The organism is Paraburkholderia phytofirmans PsJN, from assembly GCF_000020125.1.
Lineage (GTDB): Bacteria > Pseudomonadota > Gammaproteobacteria > Burkholderiales > Burkholderiaceae > Paraburkholderia > Paraburkholderia phytofirmans.
This window is the reverse complement of the sequence record NC_010676.1, coordinates 1,082,848-1,100,686: the sequence shown is the minus strand read 5'-3', so window position 1 is coordinate 1,100,686 and position 17,839 is coordinate 1,082,848. Positions and strand designations below refer to the sequence as shown.

The following is a 17,839-nucleotide window of genomic DNA, read 5'->3' as shown; positions in this document are numbered from 1 at the left end:
CATGGTCGAATTCACGCTGTGGGACATTGCCCGCAATCTGTTGCTCGCCGCGCGCTGGACGGTGCTGCTGTCGCTGATCGCGTTTGTCGGCGGCGGTATCGTCGGGCTGATTCTGCTCGCGATGCGCGTGTCGCCGATCGCCTGGCTGCGGCGTATCGTCGTGGTCTATGTGGAGGTGTTTCAGGGCACGCCGCTGCTGATGCAACTCTTCCTGGCGTTTTTCGGCTTGCCGCTGCTCGGCGTCGATGTGTCGCCGTGGGTCGCGGCCACTGTCACCTTGACGCTCTACACGAGCGCGTATCTGGTCGATATCTGGCGCGGCTGTGTGGAAGCCGTGCCGCGCGGCCAGTGGTCTGCGGGCGCGAGCCTCGGCATGACGTTCGGCCAACAGTTGCGTTACATCGTGTGGCCGCAGGCGCGCAAAATCGCGGTGGCGCCGACGGTCGGTTTTCTCGTGCAGGTGGTGAAAAGCACGGCGCTCGCGTCGATCATCGGCTTCACGGAATTGACCAAGACCGGCACCATGATCACCAACGCCGCGTTCCGCCCATTCCCGATCTACGGCATGGTCGCGATGATCTACTTCGCGATGTGCTTCCCGCTGACGTGGTACGCGCGGGTGCTGGAGAAACGGCAGAAGGTAGGTCAACATCGTTGATGCCGCGCTCCGGCGCATGAATAAAAAAACGGCAACCGTGTGAAGCGGTTGCCGTTTTTTATTGCCGGCCTCGCAGAACTAGCGGGCCGCGTGCGTGGACTTGCGCAACTTCGCCACGTCGTCCGCCGTCACCGCGGGCGCGCCGTTGTTCCATCCGGCCCGCACGAAAGTGAGCACATCGGCGATCTGCTGGTCGTTGAGCACCGGCGCGTACTTCGGCATCGGATACGGCGCGGGAATGCCGCCGATCACCAGGTCCTCGGTGCCGTTCAGCGTCACGTTGATCAGCGACGACGGATCCTTCTCCAGCACATTTGGATTGCCGGACAGGGGCGCGAGCATCGGCGCGAAGCCGCGTCCATCGACACCGTGGCAGTGCATGCAATACGCCGTATAGACGCGCGCGCCGGCATCGTTCGCGGGACGGTTCAACGACACCTTCGTCGCCTGCGGATCGTACTTGTAAGGCGGCGCGCCGCTGCCCCCTGCCGGCGGCAGCGACTTCAGATACGTCGACATCGCGGCGATGTCCGTATCGTTCAAGCCCTGCGTGCTGTTGTTGATCACGCTGGTCATCGAACCGAACGCCGAGGCATGGCGATTCGCGCCGGTCTTCAGAAACGCCTGCAAGTCCTGATCGTTCCAGCGGCCCAGACCGACGTTGTGCTCGCCGGTGAGGTTCGCCGCGAACCAGCCGTCGAGCAAGCCGCCGGTCAGGAACGCGCTGCCGCTTTCATCGAGCGCCTTTTCCTGGAACGCGATGCCACGCGGCGTATGGCACGACCCGCAATGGCCGAGCCCCTGAATCAGATACGCGCCGCGATTCCACGCCACGTCCTTGCCCGGCTTGTCCTGATAGACGCCTTTATCGAGGAACACCATGTTCCAGAACTTCAACGGCCAGCGCATGTTCAACGGCCACTTGATGTCAGGCTCGCGGTTCGCCTGCTGCACCGGCGCCACGCCGCTCATGAAATACGCGTACAGCGCTTTCATGTCGTCGTCGTTGACCTTGGCGTAGGACGGGTACGGCATCGCCGGATAGAGGTTGTGGCCGTCTTTCGCGACGCCTTCACGCATCGCCCGCGCAAAGTCCTCTTCCGTATAGCCGCCAATGCCGGTTTGCGGGTCCGGCGTAATGTTGGTGGTGTAGATCTGGCCCATCGGCGTGGTCATCGGCAGGCCGCCCGCGAACGGCTTGCCCTTGGGCGCCGTATGACAGGCGACGCAATCACCGGCCTTTGCCAGATAAGCGCCGCGTTGCACCAACGCCTGATCCGCCGCTCGCGCCGGAGTCTGCGCGAACAACGGCAGTGTCAAGCACAACGCCGCGCCGAAACCCTTCAAAGTGTTTTTCATATCGGGCTCCGCTCAGACGGTTTGCAGTTGGCTGCCGACCGGCAATTGCCGCAGCCGCTTGCCGGTGGCCGCGTAAATCGCGTTGGTCAGCGCGGGCGCGAGCGCCGCGGTACCGGGTTCGCCGATGCCGCCGGGCGCCTCGCTACTCTTCACGATATGCACCTCGATAGGCGGCGTCTGATCGATCCGCAGCATCCGGTAATCGGTGAAGTTGTTCTGCTCGACGCGGCCGTCCTTGATCGTGATCTCGCCGTAGAGCGCCGCCGTGATGCCGAAGATGATGCCGCCCTGCACTTGCGCTTCGATCGTGTTCGGGTTGACCACCATGCCGCAATCCACCGCGCAGACCACGCGCTTGACCGCCACCTCGCCCTGCTCCACCGCCACATCGACGACGATCGCGAAGAAGCTGCCGAACGCATGCATGACCGACACACCGCGCCCCTGGCCCTTGGGCACCGCGCTGCCCCAGTTCGCCGCTTGCGTGGCGACGTTGAGCACGCTCAGCGCGCGCGGAGTTTTGCCGAGCAGGTCCTGACGATATTTGACAGGATCGACTTTGGCCTGCGCCGCGAGTTCGTCGATGAAACTCTCCACCACGAAGGTGCCGCGCGTCGGTCCCACGCCGCGCCAGAATGCGGTGGGCACCGTGTGCGGTTCCTGGCGAACGTAGTCGATCAACTGGTTCGGCAGGTCGTACGGCAAGTCCGCCGCGACCTCGACCGCGTCCGGATCGATGCCGTTCTTGAACGCAGGCGGCGCGAACCGCGCCATTACCGACGAACCGACGATCCGATGCTGCCACGCGACCGGTTTGCCGTTCGCATCGAGCCCGGCCGAAATCTTGTCGTAGTAATACGGGCGGTACATGTCGTGCTGAATGTCTTCTTCGCGGGTCCAGACCACCTTCACCGGCGTCGACACCTGCTTGGCCACCTTGACAGCTTGCGTGACCATGTCGAACTCGAGCCGCCGGCCGAAGCCGCCGCCGATCAGATGGTTGTGCACGACGATCTTGTCGGCGGGCAAACCCGTGACCGCCGCGGCGGCATCCACCACGCGCGTCGGCACCTGCGAGCCGAGCCAGACATCGCAACCGTCGGGGCGCACATGCACCGTGCAGTTGATCGGCTCCATGGTGGCGTGCGCGAGAAACGGCTGCTGATACACGGCGTCGACGCGCGTCTTCGCATTGGAGAACGCATTGCCGACGTCGCCGTCCTTGCGCGCCACCGCGCCGTCGCGTTGCGAGGCATTGGCGAGATCGTCGACGATCTGCTTCATCGACAGGTTCGCGCCCGCGCCTTCGTTCCACTTGATGACGAGCGCCTGCACGCCGCGTTTGGCGGCCCACGTGTGGTCGCCGATCACCGCGACCGCGTTGTCGATCTTGATGACCTGGCGCACGCCGGGGATTTTCTTCGCGTTGGTGTCGTCGACGCTCGCGAGCGTGCCGCCGAACACTGGGCAGTTGGCGATCGCCGCGTAGACCATGTCGGGCACGCGCACGTCGAGCCCGAACATTGCGGTGCCGTCCACTTTCTCCGGCGAGTCGAGCCGTTTGACCGCCGTGCCGATCAGCTTGAAGTCTTTCGGGTCCTTCAGTTTGACGTTCTGCGGCGCGGGGAGACCGGCGGCAGCGGTCACCAGTTCACCATAGCTGACACTGCGCTTGCTAGCCTCGTGAATCACCTGTCCGCCCTGCGCGTGGCAGCTTGCGGGATCGACCTGCCATTGCTGCGCCGCCGCGCTGATCAGCACGGTGCGCGCGGTGGCGCCCGCTTTGCGCATCGGCTCCCACGCATAGCGGATCGAGGTCGAGCCGCCCGTGAGCTGGCCGCCGAGCAGCGGGTCCATGAAGAGCTTCTCGTTCGGCGGCGCGTGATCGATGGTGATTGAGTCGAGCGGCACTTCGAGTTCTTCGGCGATCAGCATCGGAATCGACGTGTAGACGCCTTGGCCCATCTCGACCTTCGGGATCACGAGCGTGACCTTGCCTGCGGTATCGATCTGAATGAACGCGTTCGGCGCGAACACGCCGCTTTGCGGTGCTTCGACACCGTCGCCGCCGATCACCGACTTGCCGGCCTTCTGATCCTGACTGGCGGCCGGCATGCTGAAGCCGAGCAACAGACCGCCGCCCGCCGCCGCGCCGACCGTCACGCCGAATTTCAGAAAGGTGCGGCGCGACAAACCACCTGCGGCGCGCGCGCCGGCCTTCGACGCTTGCGTGCCGTTTTGTGAGTCGAGCAATCCCTGTGACATGTCATGCTCCCTTGGCGGCTTGCTTGATTGCCGCGCGGATGCGGTTGTAGGTCCCACAACGGCAGATATTGCCGGCCATGGCGGCGTCGATGTCCGCATCGGTAGGATTGGGGTTGCTAGCCAGCAGCGACGCCGCCGACATGACCTGCCCCGACTGACAGTAGCCGCATTGCACGACGTCCAGTTGACGCCAGGCCTGCTGCACCTTTTGACCGGCCGGCGTGCTGCCCACGGCTTCGATCGTCGTAATCTTTTTATCGCCGACGGCCGCTGCCGGCAATACGCACGAGCGCACTGCCACGCCGTCGAGGTGCACGGTGCATGCGCCGCATTGCGCGATGCCGCAACCGAACTTGGTGCCGGTCAAACCGACGATATCGCGCAGGACCCACAGAAGAGGCATGTCGGGCGGCGCGTCGACGGTGTGCGTCTGGCCATTGATATTCAGCGTTGTCATTTGAGCGGCTCCGAGTGGGGTTTATTGTTTATCAGGCTGTTTAGACAGAGACGTCGAACCAAAACATAAAGACTAGCCGCGTTTATTCGACTGACTGGACTAATACGTGTACCGTTTTTCCGGTCATTGAAAACGGCGATAAATGCACGGGCGCGAGCGCGCCGATGCTGACCGGCGAATTGTAGACGCGACTTAAAAAGTTCGCTTCGTGGCTGCACAGCGGCGGCCGGCTCAAAGCATTTCGCGGAGGGTGATCGCGCGTCTGAAAGCTGTTGTTAATCGTCGGGAGACGATCCGTGCATCGGCCTGAACGGTCGGCCTCTACGCGGCTCGTGAATCTTGTTGAATCAATACCGGGCGATTTTGTTAGCATGGTCCGGTCTGACTGACTATCCGAAGGAGCAGTACACATGAACGACTCGCAATGCACTCAATTCCTCTCGGACATTCGCCGACCGCTGTTGGCGCTGCACAAAGCCATTCTCGACCACGAGCGTGCCGTGTACGAAAAGGAATTCGGCCCGGTCACGCCGGCCGCTTTCCTGCAGGTGCTTATCAACGGATCGGGGTTCCGCTGGCTCGCACCGCTCTCGACGGTCATTGCGAACGTCGACGAAATTCTCGACGATAAGGAAGCCGACGCCACCGACCGCACCGCCGCGGTCGAAGCGGTGACGGGGCTCTTCTCGCCCGACCAGCCGAACAACGCTTTTCTGCCGCGCTATCTGCCGCTGTTGCAGGCCGATCCGGCAATCCTGCATCAGCATGGCCAGGTGTCGCAGCTGTTGCGCGGGATCGAGTCGAAGTAGCCGGTTGCGCGCGGCTTCGTGTGCTCGCGTGGTGCGAGTTCGGGCCGCGCGTTGGTTGCGCGTTGGTTGCGCGTTGGTTGCGCGTTGGTTGCGCGTTGGTTGCGCGTTGGTTGCGATTTGTTGTCGGCATGATCGGGGGTGTGGCGCTTGGCGTTCAGGCCGCCTCGGCTCCCGTATTTCCTCACCATCGAAAGCACGCGTTTCGATCGATAGCGCCTTGTCCACTCGATGGCGGCATGCGGGCGTCGCCGAGCGATTACCAGGCTTTCCAAACACTGCCAACACAACGAGGCCTTATTTCAGGCCAACTTATGCACGATTCGTAAGAGTGCGTGTTGCCGACCCCCACCCGTTTTCGATCGAAACGCGTGCGCGATTGATTCCTGGCTGAATTTGCCTGGTTTTGCTGAATAAAACAAAGGTGAGCTTCTGCGGGAGATGTTCAGCGGGAGCTACGGAAAGCCGGTCAGCATGCTTCACGAAGCTTTGCTAAGGTAAGCAGACTTCCTCGCGACGCTTATCGCCATGCAAACCTGGCCGCTCCCCGAAAGCTATACCTTCCGCGATCAAGCCGTGCGTTTCAACGTGAGCGGCAATGGTCCGCCACTGGTGCTGGTGCACGGCACGCCGTTCTCTTCGTATGTGTGGCATCGCATCGCTCCGCATCTCGCCCAGACGCGCACGGTCTATTACTACGACCTGCTCGGCTACGGGCAATCCGAACAGCGCGACGGCCAGGACGTTTCGCTCGGCGTGCAGAATGCTTTGCTGGCGGAATTGCTCGCGCATTGGCAACTGACAAGCCCGGATGTCATCGCACATGATTTCGGCGGCGCGACTTCATTGCGCGCGCATCTGATCGATGGCTGCGACTATCGAAGCCTCACGCTGATCGATCCGGTCGCGGTCGCGCCATGGGGTTCGCCGTTCGTGCGGCATGTGCGCGAACACGGCGACGCGTTCGCCGGACTGCCGCCGTATATCCACGAAGCGGTGGTGAAAGCGTACGTGCGCGGCGCGATAGCGCGCGAGATTCCGGACGACGAACTCGCGCCTTATGTCACGCCATGGCTCGGCGCAACCGGCCAGGCGGCGTTCTACCGGCAGATCGCGCAAATGGATCAGCGCTACACCGACGAGGTCGAAGCGCGCTATCCGCAGTTACGCTGTCCGGTGCAGATCTTGTGGGGTGAAGAGGACCAGTGGATTCCTTTGGCGCGCGGCCGACAACTGGCCGCGGCCATACCGGAAGCGCGCTTTCAGGCGGTGCCGAAAGCCGGCCACCTGATGCAGGAAGATGCGCCGGAAGCGATCGTCGCCGCGGCACTGCTTTGGCTGGATTGAAGCCGCGCGCCTAGCCGCGTCCTTGCGGCAGGTACGGCATCGGATCGATCGGTTTGCCGTCGCGGCGCAACTCGAAGCCCACGGAAACGCGCGAGTTGTTTTCGTCGCCCATCTCGGCGATCTGCTGTCCCTGCGCGACGATGTCGCCGGTTTTGACCAGCAGCTTGCGGTTGTGCGAATAGGCGGTCAGAAAGTCCTTGTTGTGCTGGACGATGATCAGACTGCCGTAGCTGTTCAGACCCGTGCCGGCGTACATCACCTTACCGTCGGCGGCGGCGCGCACCGGATCGCCCGGCTTGCCGCCGATTTCAATGCCGCGTGTTTCGCCCGGCTGGAAACCTTCGACCACACGTCCGCCCGCGGGCCAGGCCAGCGCTACGCCGTTCGCGTGCCGCGCGGTTTGTTGCGCCACTTCGCGTGCTTCGGCGGCGCTGAGCGCCGGCGACTGCGCGGACTGCGCCGATTGCGCAGCCTGCGCCGATTGCGAAGGTGGCTGCGTAGCACCCGACGCGGTTGCCCCCGCCTGCCGCGCCGCGACCGAAGCAGCCGGCGTGGATGCCGCCACGGCTTTCGCCGCGGCATTGGCCGCGTTCACCGCGCGCACCGTTTCCGGCGACGCGACGTGCAAGACCTGGCCCAACTTCAAGCGCGAGGACGCATTCAATCCATTCCAGGCTTGCAACTGCTTTACGCTGCAATGATGATGCTGCGCGATGCGCGCCAGGCTGTCGCCACGCTTGACGCGATACACGAGCGGCGGCGCTTTCTTGAGCAGCGCGCTCTGCTCGGCGCTGATGCCGGGCGGCGCGGCCGACGTCGCATCGGATGCAGTCGCGCTAGCCGCCGGCACACTGGACGCAGGCGCCGCGCCCGCTGCCGCGCCTGTCTGGGCGCCCTGCTGCCCCACGTTCGCACAACCGCCGACCGCCAGCGCGACCCATACGCCAGCCAGACTGGCCATCATTGTTTTGTCGAAGCGCTTTCCCATCTTGTTCGACTCCTGCCTTGTTCGTTGGCAAGCCGGATGCCGCCTTGCCGCAGTGACGCGCACGCCCGGACGGCGCGCTGCTCTCCCTGCGACACGGCAAAGCCGCCTCGTGCGGCGCTCACCCATGCCTTTGCCGACCAACCCAACCCCTCGCCTTCACAAGCTGCCGGATGCCGCCAGCACAGCCGATCTTCCGCGAAAAGGGCCGGATTGCCGATTAAAATTCAAGCGGAATTGTAAAGTGCGTTCTAACAAAACGCGTCAACCCACATACTTTGATACAAACCTTACGCAGCGTATTGCGGTCATCGTTGCGCATGCAACGTGTACGGCGGCGGCGCGTGCCCGTCAGGCATCCGCGAGACCGCCGCAAGTCCGGGTGTTGTCGGACCGTGTTTCGTGCGTCGCCGGCAAATCGGGTACGGGCTTGCAATTCATGCAAAGCGCACCTATGGCGAGGCCTCGGCAGCGCACGGTAACGTTTGCATTAACGGCAGAGTGGCATGGAAACTTGAATCGCCGGCTTCGGCTGGCGGTACACACGGAGTGAGAGTCGTGTCGGCAAGCGGACGGCACGGAGGCCCTCCGGCTCGATGGGATGCGACATGATGAGAAAGGCGGCACAAGCCCAGGTGATCAGCGTTCATATCGCGCGCGACTGGCGCGAGGTTTACGCTTTCACTTCGGATCCGGCGGCGTTTCCCGAGTGGGCATCGGGACTCGGCCGCCCGTTGGGTCACGACGATGCGATATGGCGTTTCGAAGGCAGCGAAGGCGCGACGACCGTGCGCTTCTCCGCGCCGAACGAGTACGGCGTGCTCGATCACTTCGTGCTTTTGCCCGACGGCAACGAGATCTATATACCGCTGCGGGTGATCGCGAACGGCAGTGGCTGCGATGTGCAATTCACGCTGTTTCGCGTGCCCGGCATGACTGACGAGAAATTCGCCGCCGACGCGCAATGGGTCGAGCGCGATCTGCGCAAGCTGAAGGCGTTGCTTGAAAAGCGGGATTGACGTGCGTGCGTGGCGTCGACGGTTTTTGTCCAGGCTTGCTGCGCAAGACCACCGTGCATTAAAAAACCGACGCCCTCAAGCAGAGAGTGTCGGTTTCTTTACGTGGCTGCACCTGCCGCCCGATACAAAGCGCGGGAAATACAGCAACGGTTCAGCGCAGCGCTTTCACCGCATCCGCCGTCACATCGGCAGGCTGACCGCCCCACGTCGCGCGCAGATAGTTGGCGAGCTGTGCGAGTTCCGCATCGCTGAGCTGCGTGGCGAAGCCGGGCATCTCCTGCATCCGTTCGAGGCCCGGAAAATCTTGCGCGCCGATGCCGTCGAGCATCGCCACGATCAGATTGTGGGCATCGCTTTGGCGCAGCGTCGAATTGCCGTGCATCGGCACCGCGACATGCGGCTTGCCTTCGCCGTTCAGACCATGACAGCCCGCGCACACGGCGAGATACACGTTGCGCCCTGCTTCGAGCTGAGCGGCGTCAGCGGAAACGGACCGCAGCGGTTGCGGCGCGGGCGCCTGGTCGCCGAGCAGATAGGACGACATGGCGCGCAGGTCGTCGTGCGTCAGGTACTGGCTGCTCAGATGCACTACCGGGTACATCTCGCCGAATGCCGAGCCCTGCGGCGCGATGCCGGTCGCGAAGAAGGTCTGCAGATCGGCGGCGCTCCAGCCGCGCGCCGCGAGACCGTGCGGCGTGATATCCGGCGCCGCGATCCGGCCGAGCGCCGCGCCGGTTAGCGGCTTCGCGCCGTCGAGCTGGCCGAACGTGCCGCGCGGCGTATGACACTCGGCGCAATGGCCGAGCGCGCTCGCCAGATAGCGGCCGCGATTCCACTCCGCTGTCTGTCCCGTCGACGCATCCGGCAACGCGTCTTTCAGGAACACCCAGTTCCAGAAACGCACGCCGAAACGCAGGTTGAACGGGAACGACAGGTCGGGCTCGTGGTTCGCCACCGCGGCCGGCTTCTGCGCCATCAGGTACGCGTAGATCGCATCGCTGTCCGCGCGCGACAACTGGCGGTACGACGTATACGGCATCGCCGGATAGAGTTGCTTGTCCGGCGTGACGCCGTCGTGCAGCGCCTTGTACAGATCGTCCGCGCTCCAGTTGCCGATGCCGTGGTCCTTGTCGGGCGTGATGTTGGTGCCGTAGAAGGTGCCGAACGGCGAAGCCAGCTTCACGCCGCCGGCGAACGGCGCGCCGTCGGCCGTGGTGTGACAGGCGGCGCAGTCGGCGGCTTTGACGAGGTAGCGGCCGCGCGCGAGCGGGTCGGCGGCGGTGGATTGCGGACCCAATGCGGCGGCGGCGGCCAGCGCGCCGGTGTCGTCGTGCTTGCCGCCGCACGCGCTCAGCGTAAGCATCGCACCGAGCAGCAATAGCGCGCGGCGCAAGGTGATCGGTCGAATCGTCATGCGGCGTCCTTTACGAGGCCCGGCGTGGTCAGCACGACTTCCTTCACGGCTTCGTAGTAGCGCACGTAGCCCGTACAGCGGCAGATGTGATCGTTCAGCGCTTCGGTGATGGTCGCCTCGACTTTGTCTTTGGCAACCGGCTGACGCTTCAGGCGTTCGATCAACACGATCGCCGCGTTGACGAAGCCCGGCGTGCAGTAACCGCACTGAAAACTGAAGTGCTCGAGAAACTTCTGCTGGATCGGCGCCAACTCGACGACCTCGCCCGCTTCGTTGCGCTTCGCGTGGCCTTCGATCGTGCGGATGGACTTGCCGTGGAAAAAATTCGCGCCGGTGATGCAGGTGCGCACTTCTTCGCTGGTGCCGTCCGGTTTGTCGACGATCACCACGCACGCGTGGCAGATGCCCTGGCCGCAGCCGAGGCGCGAGCCGGTCAGGTGCAGATACTCATGCAGGTAATCGATCATCATCAACCCGGCGGGCACGTCGGTCGGGCCGACGATCTCGCCGTTCACCTTGATCGACAGCGGCATCGAGCGGAAATGCGTCAGCGGTCGCTCGACCACGGCGGCAGCGGACGCGCCGGCAGGCGCGCTCGCAGCGCCGGCAGCCGACGCCCCGGCGACATCGCTCGCGGGAGCGGCAAGCGAGCCGCTCGCAGAAGCTACGGAAGCGCTGCTAGCGGGAGCCGTGCCGAGCGCCGCGGAAGTCCCGCTTGCCGCGGCGGCGCTCACCGCGCCACTAGCGGCATTAGCGTTGGTTTGATTGAGTGCCGTCATGCCAGCACCTCCTGAATACGTTGCGGGGTGACCGGCAAGTCGGTAAAGCGATGTCCGATCGCGTGCGCGATCCCGTTCACGATGGCGCCGACCACCGGAATCATCACCACTTCGGCGATGCCCTTTGGCGGATCGGTCTCGGTCAGCGGCGGCAGCACTTCGCCGGTCTGAGTCCAGACGGCGACATCCGTGGCGCGCGGCAAGTGATAACGATTGAAGTTCCACGTACCGTTGCCGGGGCCATCTTCGTAGAGCGGCAAATATTCATGCAGCGCGTGGCCGATGCCCATCGCCAGGCCGCCTTGCAGTTGGCCCGACACGAGTTGCGGCGAGATCTGACTGCCGCACTCCATGATCGAGTGATGCGCGAGCAGCTCGACCTTGCCGCTCGCTTCATGCACGGACAGTTCGACCAGCGTGCCGACCGCGCTGTAATACGTCACGGCCGCGTTGTTGCGCTGGACCGGCGGAATGAACACGCGCTGACGATCCAGCACGCGGTAGCGATTCGGCGTGCTCTGCATCTTCTGCTTATCGGCCGGAGCGCTGTCGCCGTAGCGCACGGCGAGGCCGTCGAGCGGCCAACGCTCGACGCTGCCGTCGATCTCGAAGTCCGCTTCGGTCCACTGCCAGCGGTTGAACACGTGCACGGTCACGCCGGTCACGAGTCCGAGTTCGTGCGCCTTCTTCGCGAGCTGTTCGAACGGCAGCGCTTCGAGGCCGGCCGCGGACAGCTTGCCATCGACCCAGCGCGCGTCGTCGATATGCACCACCAGCGGCGCGGCCTGGCCGCCGCCGATGCCCCGGCTCCAGATCGACATCGCGGCGGGCCACAGGCCATGCGTGAACACCACGCGCGCCGCTTCGCGCGTGCTGTGCGTGAAGTAGTAAGCGGAATTCGTCGCGCTCGAGGGCGACGCGTAACCCGGCGACCAGCGCGGATTCGCCGCCAGCTTGTCCTGATCCGCTTGCGACATCATGTACGGATCGCCGCTCGTCACCACCGGCAGATCGGGCCAGTCGGTGATGGCGACATGCACGTCGGTGGCCGGCTTGCCGAGCCACTTCGCCACCGCGACGGCCTGCGAGGTCGACATGCCGGTGCCGATTTCGGCAGCGGTATGTTGCAGGCTGATCTTGCCGTCGGCGCCGAATTCGACCTTCGCGAACGAGGTCTCCGCGCCCGTGCCGAAGTCCTTCTGCACGCACGCAAAGCCGACGCCGTAGCGCTTGCCCGGATGCGCCGCCTCGAACTCGGCCTTGCGCTTCGCGCGGTTCGTCCACAGCGGATGCAGCTTCGCCTTGTTCAACACATCGTCGACGCGAATCGCGCCGGCCGGCACCGCGCCTTGCGTATTCTTCATGCCGGAACGCAGCGCATTTTTCAGGCGGAACTCGATCGGATCGAGTTCGAGCCGCGCGGCGATTTCGTCGATCATCATCTCGGTCGCGGCCATGCTCTGCAGCGTGCCGTAGCCGCGTGCGGAACCCGCGTCGATCGCGCGCGAAGCAATCGCCACCGCCGACAGATCGTTCTTCGGGAAGTAGTAGATCGACTGCGCGGCCGTCGCGCCGACCATCGCCACCGACGGCGAGAAGTTGCAGCGTCCGCCGCCGTTCGCTTCCATCTCCGCCTTGAACGATTGCAGCAGACCGCTCTTTTTATCGACGGCGATGCGGTAGTGCATCTTGAACGCGTGGCGCTTCAACGAAGTCTGGAACTGCTCGTAGCGATCGTTGGCGAGGCGCACGGGACGGCCGTCCGAATACATCGCGCAGACGAGGCCGTAGAACGGCACGTTGAAGTGATCCTTGGAACCGTAGCCCACCGTGTAGCACGGGTGGATGAACAAATGCTTCACCGGGAACGCGCACTTCGCGACCATCCCGGCCGCGCTCTCGGCGACTTCGGATGGCGCCTGAGTCGGCACGACCATATGCAGCGATTGCGTCGCCGCGTCGTACCAGCAGTTCGCGTTGTCGGGCTCGAGCGCGGCCGTGTCGATCGACTGCGTGTTGTACTCGCGCTCCATCACCAGCCAGTCCGGCGACGGCTGATCGAGTTCCTGCTGGATGCGCGCGGCGTGGAACATGCCCTGCTCGTCGAGTTTGCCGTGTTCGACGCCGTCCGGCCACACCGGTTGATGCTTGCGCATCATGCTCGGGAAAACGGGGGCGTCTTTCAGACTGGAGAAGGTGTCGTCGTCGTACGGCGTCTTGCCGCCGACGCGCACGAAGCGGAACGTGCCCCACGTATCGCGTTCGAGCGCGCCGGTCGGCGCGCCGTAACGGATGATCTGATCCTGGAACTTCAGCTTGTCCTTCGCGAAACGGAAGCGCGCGAAGTCGTGATAGATCAGGATCGCCACCGCCTGACCGAGATACGCGGGCGTCTTGCCCGGCGGCAACAGCATGTCGTCGCCATAGAAGGCCGGGAAGATCAGGCCGTCGCGCGCGAGATCGGCGGCGGTAATCACGCGGTCCGGCTTCAGTTCGTCGCCGAGCAGCGACAGGTCGAAGCCTTCATAGCTGCGGTCGGCTTGCGTCGTGCGCAGAATGAACGCGTGCGATTGCTGCTGCGGCCAGTGCGGCATGTCGGCGGCGCGAATGTCGCGGGCGAACACTTTCGAGCCGGTCACTTTGGCAATCCCGTCGATGCGGAATTTTGCCTGGCCGTTGGCCGCATCCCACTGCACGGGCGTCAGGATTTTTTCTTCGAACAACGCAGCGAATGCGCGGCTGCCCATCGGCGCGATATACACCGACACACCCGCCAACACGCTGGCCTTCAGAAAACTGCGACGCGAAAGGTCGAGTTTCCCCATGGACTTCTCCTTTAGTGAATACGGCGGCAACCCGGCCTCGCGGGGGCTTTCTTCGAGGCGTCGTCCAAAGAACTTGCGTCGAGGCGCCCCGCAATGTAACTGCCTGACGGCGGCGCCAGAAAGATGTGCAGCATCGCGCGCAAGCGTCCGCGTGCGTGCCTGCACAGAGCAAGTTCCGCTGGACGGCTGTCACCACGAGGGAGGTATTCGCACTGCGGACGCTATTTAACGCCCGGGCGTACCGGCGACTTGCGACAACCGTCACTTCGGTCATGCCTCAGTCGATCTGATTGACCTTGAACTACCGTGAGTTGCCTTTCCTCGCCCTACAGAGGGCAAGGGGCGGGATTATCGCGTTGATTCGCCACAGCGTGCGTCAAATTTTGTGCGCTATCTCGCAAATAACGGATCTGGTATGAAGCGCTATATCCGTAGGTTTACGTCGGCTTTCGGCGTTTTTTGACCTTTAATCAGCATGCCGAACTATGCGCGCACAATGCTAATGCCTAAGGCTTCGAACGGCGAAGTCAACGCCTTATCCGTGTTCCGTTCGACGACGATCGCACTGGCCGCTGTCACGTCCGCGATCTTGTACGCCGAGGCCGCATTGAGTTTTTCCGCCGACGCCAGCACCACCGTCTCCGCCGCGTGTTCCGCGAACGCGCGTTTCACGTAGGCCTCTTCCCTGTCGCCGGTGCTCAGACCCGCTTGCGGATGCACGCCGGTCACGCCCATGAAATACAGGTCCGCGCGAATGTGGCTGAGCGTTTCGATGGCCGCGGCGCCGACGTTGACCATCGAATGCCTGAACAGGCGGCCGCCGATCATGACGATCTCGAGCCCGGCATGCTCCGCGAGTTCGACGGCGACGCTCGGGCTATGCGTGACGATCGTCGCTTGCAAATCACGCGGCAGATGACGCGCCAGCTGCGCGGCCGTCGTGCCGCCGTCGACGAACGCAATCTGGCCGTGCGCGATCATGCCCGCCGCCGCCCGCCCGATCGCCGCCTTCGACGCCGATTCGATCCGCTCGCGCCCGGCAAAATCCACCGCTGCCGGCGACGCCGGCAGTGCGCCGCCATGCACGCGCTGAAGCTGGCCTTCGGCGGCGAGTTCGCGCAGATCGCGGCGAATCGTGTCCTCGGAGACTTCGAATTCAGCGCTCAAACTTTTGGCGATCACTTGCCCGTTGCGCTTGAGCGCATCGAGTATCAGCTGCTTTCTTTGCGATGTGAGCACGGCGATTGATCCTTGGCGGATTGCGCTGGATTGCACGAAATTACTTGTTTTTGCACGATATCGCACGATACCATGATTCGCATGCGGAGCGAACCGCGTTTCCACGGGACAGGATGCGAGCCATGAACGAAACCGCCGAAAGGGTCAGGATTGTCGACGTCGAGGTGCTGTCAGACGACTGGTACGTGCTGAAAAAAACCACCTTCGACTATCGCCGCGCCGACGGCAGTTGGCAGCGCCAGAGCCGCGAAACCTACGACCGCGGCAACGGCGCGACGCTGCTGCTTTACGAACCGCTCCGGCGCACGGTCGTGCTGACGCGGCAGTTCCGGCTGCCGGCGTTCGTCAACGGCCATCACGGCATGCTGATCGAAACGCCGGCCGGGCTGCTGGAAGCCGCTTCGCCGGAAGAACGGATTCGCGCCGAAGTCGAGGAAGAAACCGGCTACCGCGTGCACGACGTCCGCAAGGTCTTCGAGGCCTTCATGAGTCCGGGTTCGGTCACGGAGAAACTGCACTTTTTCGTCGCCGAATACGATGCAGTGGCGAAAGTCGGCGCGGGCGGCGGCCTCGCCGACGAAGGCGAAGACATCGAAGTGTTGGAACTGCCGGTGGACGAAGCGCTGGCGATGATCGAGCGCGGCGAAATCGTCGACGGAAAGACCATCATGCTGTTGCAGTATGCGAGGTTGAACCTGTTCGGCACATAGCTGGAACGTGGCGACCTTGCGCGCTTTTGGGATTCATCCTATCGGGCATTAGGAAAAGGACGATAGGTTCGACCCGGCAATAAAAATATTCTTACGCATCCCATTGAGGTCGAGCGGCGCCGCAGTCACGGCAGCGCCGATTTACCGAATGGAACCCTTCCCGTCAGAATATTTTTTTGATTCGCCGTTCTTATCAAGGCGGCGCATAAAGCCGAGGTTCAAATGGATTCTCTCAGTTCAGCAAGCCGATTCATGAGCGGCTTTTTCTTCGGCACTCTAATTGCCGCCGTCATCATGGTGCTCTTGTGCAATGCCGGCGAATTTTCTCCGTTCATGGCCAAACTGCATGCGCTTGAACAGGTTATCGTGACCGCGCTGATTGCCATCGTAATCGTCGACGCTAAACCTCTGGCCTATAAGACCGTGTGGCGCGAGCGCCGCTGCAGTTTCATCCTCGATGAAGATATCAATGCCACGCTGCGCGGCCGGACCTTCGGCATTCCGTTCGGCGTGATCGTCGGCATTCTGTTTCAGAATTACGTGATGAATTGAGCGTTAATCCGGTTCAACACGTTGTTCGATATTCATCATTTTCATTCGCGCGCCTTGTGATAATTCGTTATTCAAGGCGCGCAGTTCGTTTACCTCTTTCCTTTTCTTAAATGCGGAATGATCGGCTAGCCGATCAATGCCCGCTGCGTGCGCCGGACTGGAAAGCGCCGCCGCAGCGCCCAAAAACAGACGGCCGCGCGGCACGGCTAAATAAGGTGGAATCAAAACTTATGCCGGATCGCCGCGCGCACCACGACCTGCTTCGAGGTCGATGACGGCGACTGCGTGCCGACGTTGAAGGCATCGTCCAGAATCGAATAGGTCGAGTCGCCGGTCACCTGCTGATACTCGCCCTGAATGTAGACGTCGGTGCGTTTGGACAGGTTGTAATCCGCCATCAGGCCGAACGAGTGAATTTTCGGCTTCACGCCGCCGCTCGAGGCGTCGTAGGTTTCCATCGTGTACACGTATTGCGCGCCGACGAATAGCATCGGCGAAATCTGATACTTGCCGTTCACCTCGAAGTTCTGATACTTCAGCGAGTTCAGCAAGACGCCCGGCGGCACGAGCGGCGTCACGCCGAGATAGCCGTTGCCGGTCGGATCCAGATAATTCGAATTGGTATAGACGAAGCCGGCCGTCGCCGGACCGAACGTGTACGTGATGCCGCCGCCGAACACGCGCATGCGGGCGGCGATGAAGCTCGCGTCGTTCGCCGTGATCGCACCGTTCGCGCCATTGCCGGGATTGTCGGCCTGCAGATACGCCGCGGCCACCAGCAGTCCGCCATAGGAATACTGGCCGCCGAAACTGTACGCGCGATTGTTGGCGAAGTTGGTGTCGTTGCTGAAGCTATACACACCGCCGAACTGGAAGCCGGACAGCGACGGACTCGTGTACTTGACCGAGTTGTCGAGCCTGAACGAGTTGTCGGTATTGTCGTTGTCGTACGGATGCGAGAAGAGCGAGCCGGCCCAGTTGCCGTTGGCCGTGGTCTGCGCTAGATAGTCGACCACCGAATCGTACTGGCGGCCGAACGTCAAGGTGCCGAACTGATTCGCGCTCAAGCCGACGAAGGCCTGACGGCCGAACATGCGGCCGCCCTGATTGAGCCGCCCGGAACTCACGTCAAAACCGTTTTCCAGCTGGAAGATCGCCTTCAAGCCGCCGCCCAGTTCCTCGGCGCCTTTCAGCCCCCAGCGGCTGCCTTGCGCATAGCCGCTCGCCAGTTCATAGACATGGCCGCGGCCGACATTGTTGGTGTAGTTGATGCCTTCGTCGAGTACGCCATACAGCGTGACGCTCGTCTGCGCCGAGGCGGGCGCGGCAAAAGCGGCGGACAAGGCGGTGGAGACAGCTAGCGCGAACACTTGCTTGTTCATGACGATCTCCCTGCACTCGAGCAATGGGACAACTCGATCCGG

Annotated in this window: 16 protein-coding genes; 6 read left to right on the top strand and 10 right to left on the bottom strand. The window is 63.1% G+C overall.

Going from position 1 to position 17,839, the window contains the following annotated elements; all coding sequences use genetic code 11:
- The first annotated feature begins 1 nt into the window (after position 1).
- Positions 2 to 658 carry an amino acid ABC transporter permease gene (locus tag BPHYT_RS24645; RefSeq protein WP_012426837.1) on the top strand — a complete coding sequence of 219 codons (657 nt, stop codon included), beginning with the start codon at positions 2 to 4 and terminating at the stop codon, positions 656 to 658.
- Between the two features lie 78 nt (positions 659 to 736).
- Here the strand turns inward: BPHYT_RS24645 and BPHYT_RS24640 are convergent, their stop codons facing one another.
- Genes BPHYT_RS24640 through BPHYT_RS24630 form a run of 3 tightly spaced genes read right to left on the bottom strand, consistent with a single transcriptional unit; the run spans position 737 to position 4,739 of the window.
- Complete coding sequence (locus tag BPHYT_RS24640) at positions 737 to 2,017, bottom strand: c-type cytochrome (RefSeq protein ID WP_012426836.1); 1,281 nt, start codon at positions 2,015 to 2,017, stop codon at positions 737 to 739.
- Between the two features lie 12 nt (positions 2,018 to 2,029).
- Positions 2,030 to 4,282 (bottom strand): xanthine dehydrogenase family protein molybdopterin-binding subunit, encoded by a 2,253-nt coding sequence (locus BPHYT_RS24635; protein WP_012426835.1) that lies wholly within the window; start codon positions 4,280 to 4,282, stop codon positions 2,030 to 2,032.
- Between the two features lies 1 nt (position 4,283).
- Positions 4,284 to 4,739 (bottom strand): (2Fe-2S)-binding protein, encoded by a 456-nt coding sequence (locus BPHYT_RS24630; protein ID WP_012426834.1) that lies wholly within the window; start codon positions 4,737 to 4,739, stop codon positions 4,284 to 4,286.
- A 410-nt stretch (positions 4,740 to 5,149) separates the two neighbouring features.
- On the opposite strand from BPHYT_RS24630, the gene BPHYT_RS24625 reads away from it, so the two are divergent.
- On the top strand, positions 5,150 to 5,548 hold the full coding sequence (locus BPHYT_RS24625) for a hypothetical protein (protein WP_012426833.1): 399 nt from the start codon (positions 5,150 to 5,152) through the stop codon (positions 5,546 to 5,548).
- Positions 5,549 to 6,073: 525 nt separating this feature from the next.
- Positions 6,074 to 6,892, top strand: a complete 819-nt coding sequence (locus BPHYT_RS24620; RefSeq protein WP_012426832.1) for an alpha/beta fold hydrolase — start codon at positions 6,074 to 6,076, stop codon at positions 6,890 to 6,892.
- Positions 6,893 to 6,902: 10 nt separating this feature from the next.
- Here BPHYT_RS24620 and BPHYT_RS24615 read toward each other — a convergent pair whose 3' ends face one another.
- Positions 6,903 to 7,880 (bottom strand): peptidoglycan DD-metalloendopeptidase family protein, encoded by a 978-nt coding sequence (locus BPHYT_RS24615; protein WP_012426831.1) that lies wholly within the window; start codon positions 7,878 to 7,880, stop codon positions 6,903 to 6,905.
- Positions 7,881 to 8,485: 605 nt separating this feature from the next.
- On the opposite strand from BPHYT_RS24615, the gene BPHYT_RS24610 reads away from it, so the two are divergent.
- Positions 8,486 to 8,896, top strand: a complete 411-nt coding sequence (locus BPHYT_RS24610; RefSeq protein ID WP_322786763.1) for an SRPBCC family protein — start codon at positions 8,486 to 8,488, stop codon at positions 8,894 to 8,896.
- A 151-nt stretch (positions 8,897 to 9,047) separates the two neighbouring features.
- On the opposite strand, the gene BPHYT_RS24605 is transcribed toward BPHYT_RS24610, so the two are convergent.
- The 4 genes from BPHYT_RS24605 to BPHYT_RS24590 form a co-directional block, all read right to left on the bottom strand.
- Positions 9,048 to 10,310, bottom strand: coding sequence for a c-type cytochrome (locus BPHYT_RS24605; RefSeq protein WP_012426829.1), 1,263 nt, complete (start codon positions 10,308 to 10,310; stop codon positions 9,048 to 9,050).
- Positions 10,307 to 11,089, bottom strand: a complete 783-nt coding sequence (locus BPHYT_RS24600; protein WP_012426828.1) for a (2Fe-2S)-binding protein — start codon at positions 11,087 to 11,089, stop codon at positions 10,307 to 10,309. Before BPHYT_RS24600 ends, BPHYT_RS24605 begins: the two co-directional genes overlap by 4 nt.
- Positions 11,086 to 13,914 (bottom strand): xanthine dehydrogenase family protein molybdopterin-binding subunit, encoded by a 2,829-nt coding sequence (locus BPHYT_RS24595; protein WP_012426827.1) that lies wholly within the window; start codon positions 13,912 to 13,914, stop codon positions 11,086 to 11,088. Before BPHYT_RS24595 ends, BPHYT_RS24600 begins: the two co-directional genes overlap by 4 nt.
- A gap of 483 nt (positions 13,915 to 14,397) precedes the next feature.
- The gene (locus BPHYT_RS24590) at positions 14,398 to 15,153 is read right to left on the bottom strand and encodes a DeoR/GlpR family DNA-binding transcription regulator (RefSeq protein ID WP_012426826.1); all 756 of its coding nucleotides are present in this window, start codon (positions 15,151 to 15,153) and stop codon (positions 14,398 to 14,400) included.
- A gap of 122 nt (positions 15,154 to 15,275) precedes the next feature.
- Between BPHYT_RS24590 and BPHYT_RS24585 the strand changes: the two genes are divergently transcribed.
- Both BPHYT_RS24585 and BPHYT_RS24580 read left to right on the top strand, forming a co-directional pair.
- Positions 15,276 to 15,863, top strand: coding sequence for an NUDIX domain-containing protein (locus BPHYT_RS24585; protein WP_012426825.1), 588 nt, complete (start codon positions 15,276 to 15,278; stop codon positions 15,861 to 15,863).
- A 222-nt stretch (positions 15,864 to 16,085) separates the two neighbouring features.
- The gene (locus tag BPHYT_RS24580) at positions 16,086 to 16,415 is read left to right on the top strand and encodes a hypothetical protein (RefSeq protein ID WP_012426824.1); all 330 of its coding nucleotides are present in this window, start codon (positions 16,086 to 16,088) and stop codon (positions 16,413 to 16,415) included.
- Positions 16,416 to 16,418: 3 nt separating this feature from the next.
- Here BPHYT_RS24580 and BPHYT_RS24575 read toward each other — a convergent pair whose 3' ends face one another.
- Positions 16,419 to 16,640: a hypothetical protein gene (locus BPHYT_RS24575; RefSeq protein ID WP_148225146.1), complete on the bottom strand. Its 222-nt coding sequence runs from the start codon at positions 16,638 to 16,640 to the stop codon at positions 16,419 to 16,421.
- Entirely contained in the window at positions 16,637 to 17,797 is a 1,161-nt protein-coding gene (locus BPHYT_RS24570; RefSeq protein ID WP_012426823.1) for a porin, read from the bottom strand. The genes BPHYT_RS24575 and BPHYT_RS24570 overlap by 4 nt, the downstream gene beginning before the upstream one ends.
- Positions 17,798 to 17,839: the final 42 nt, after the last annotated feature.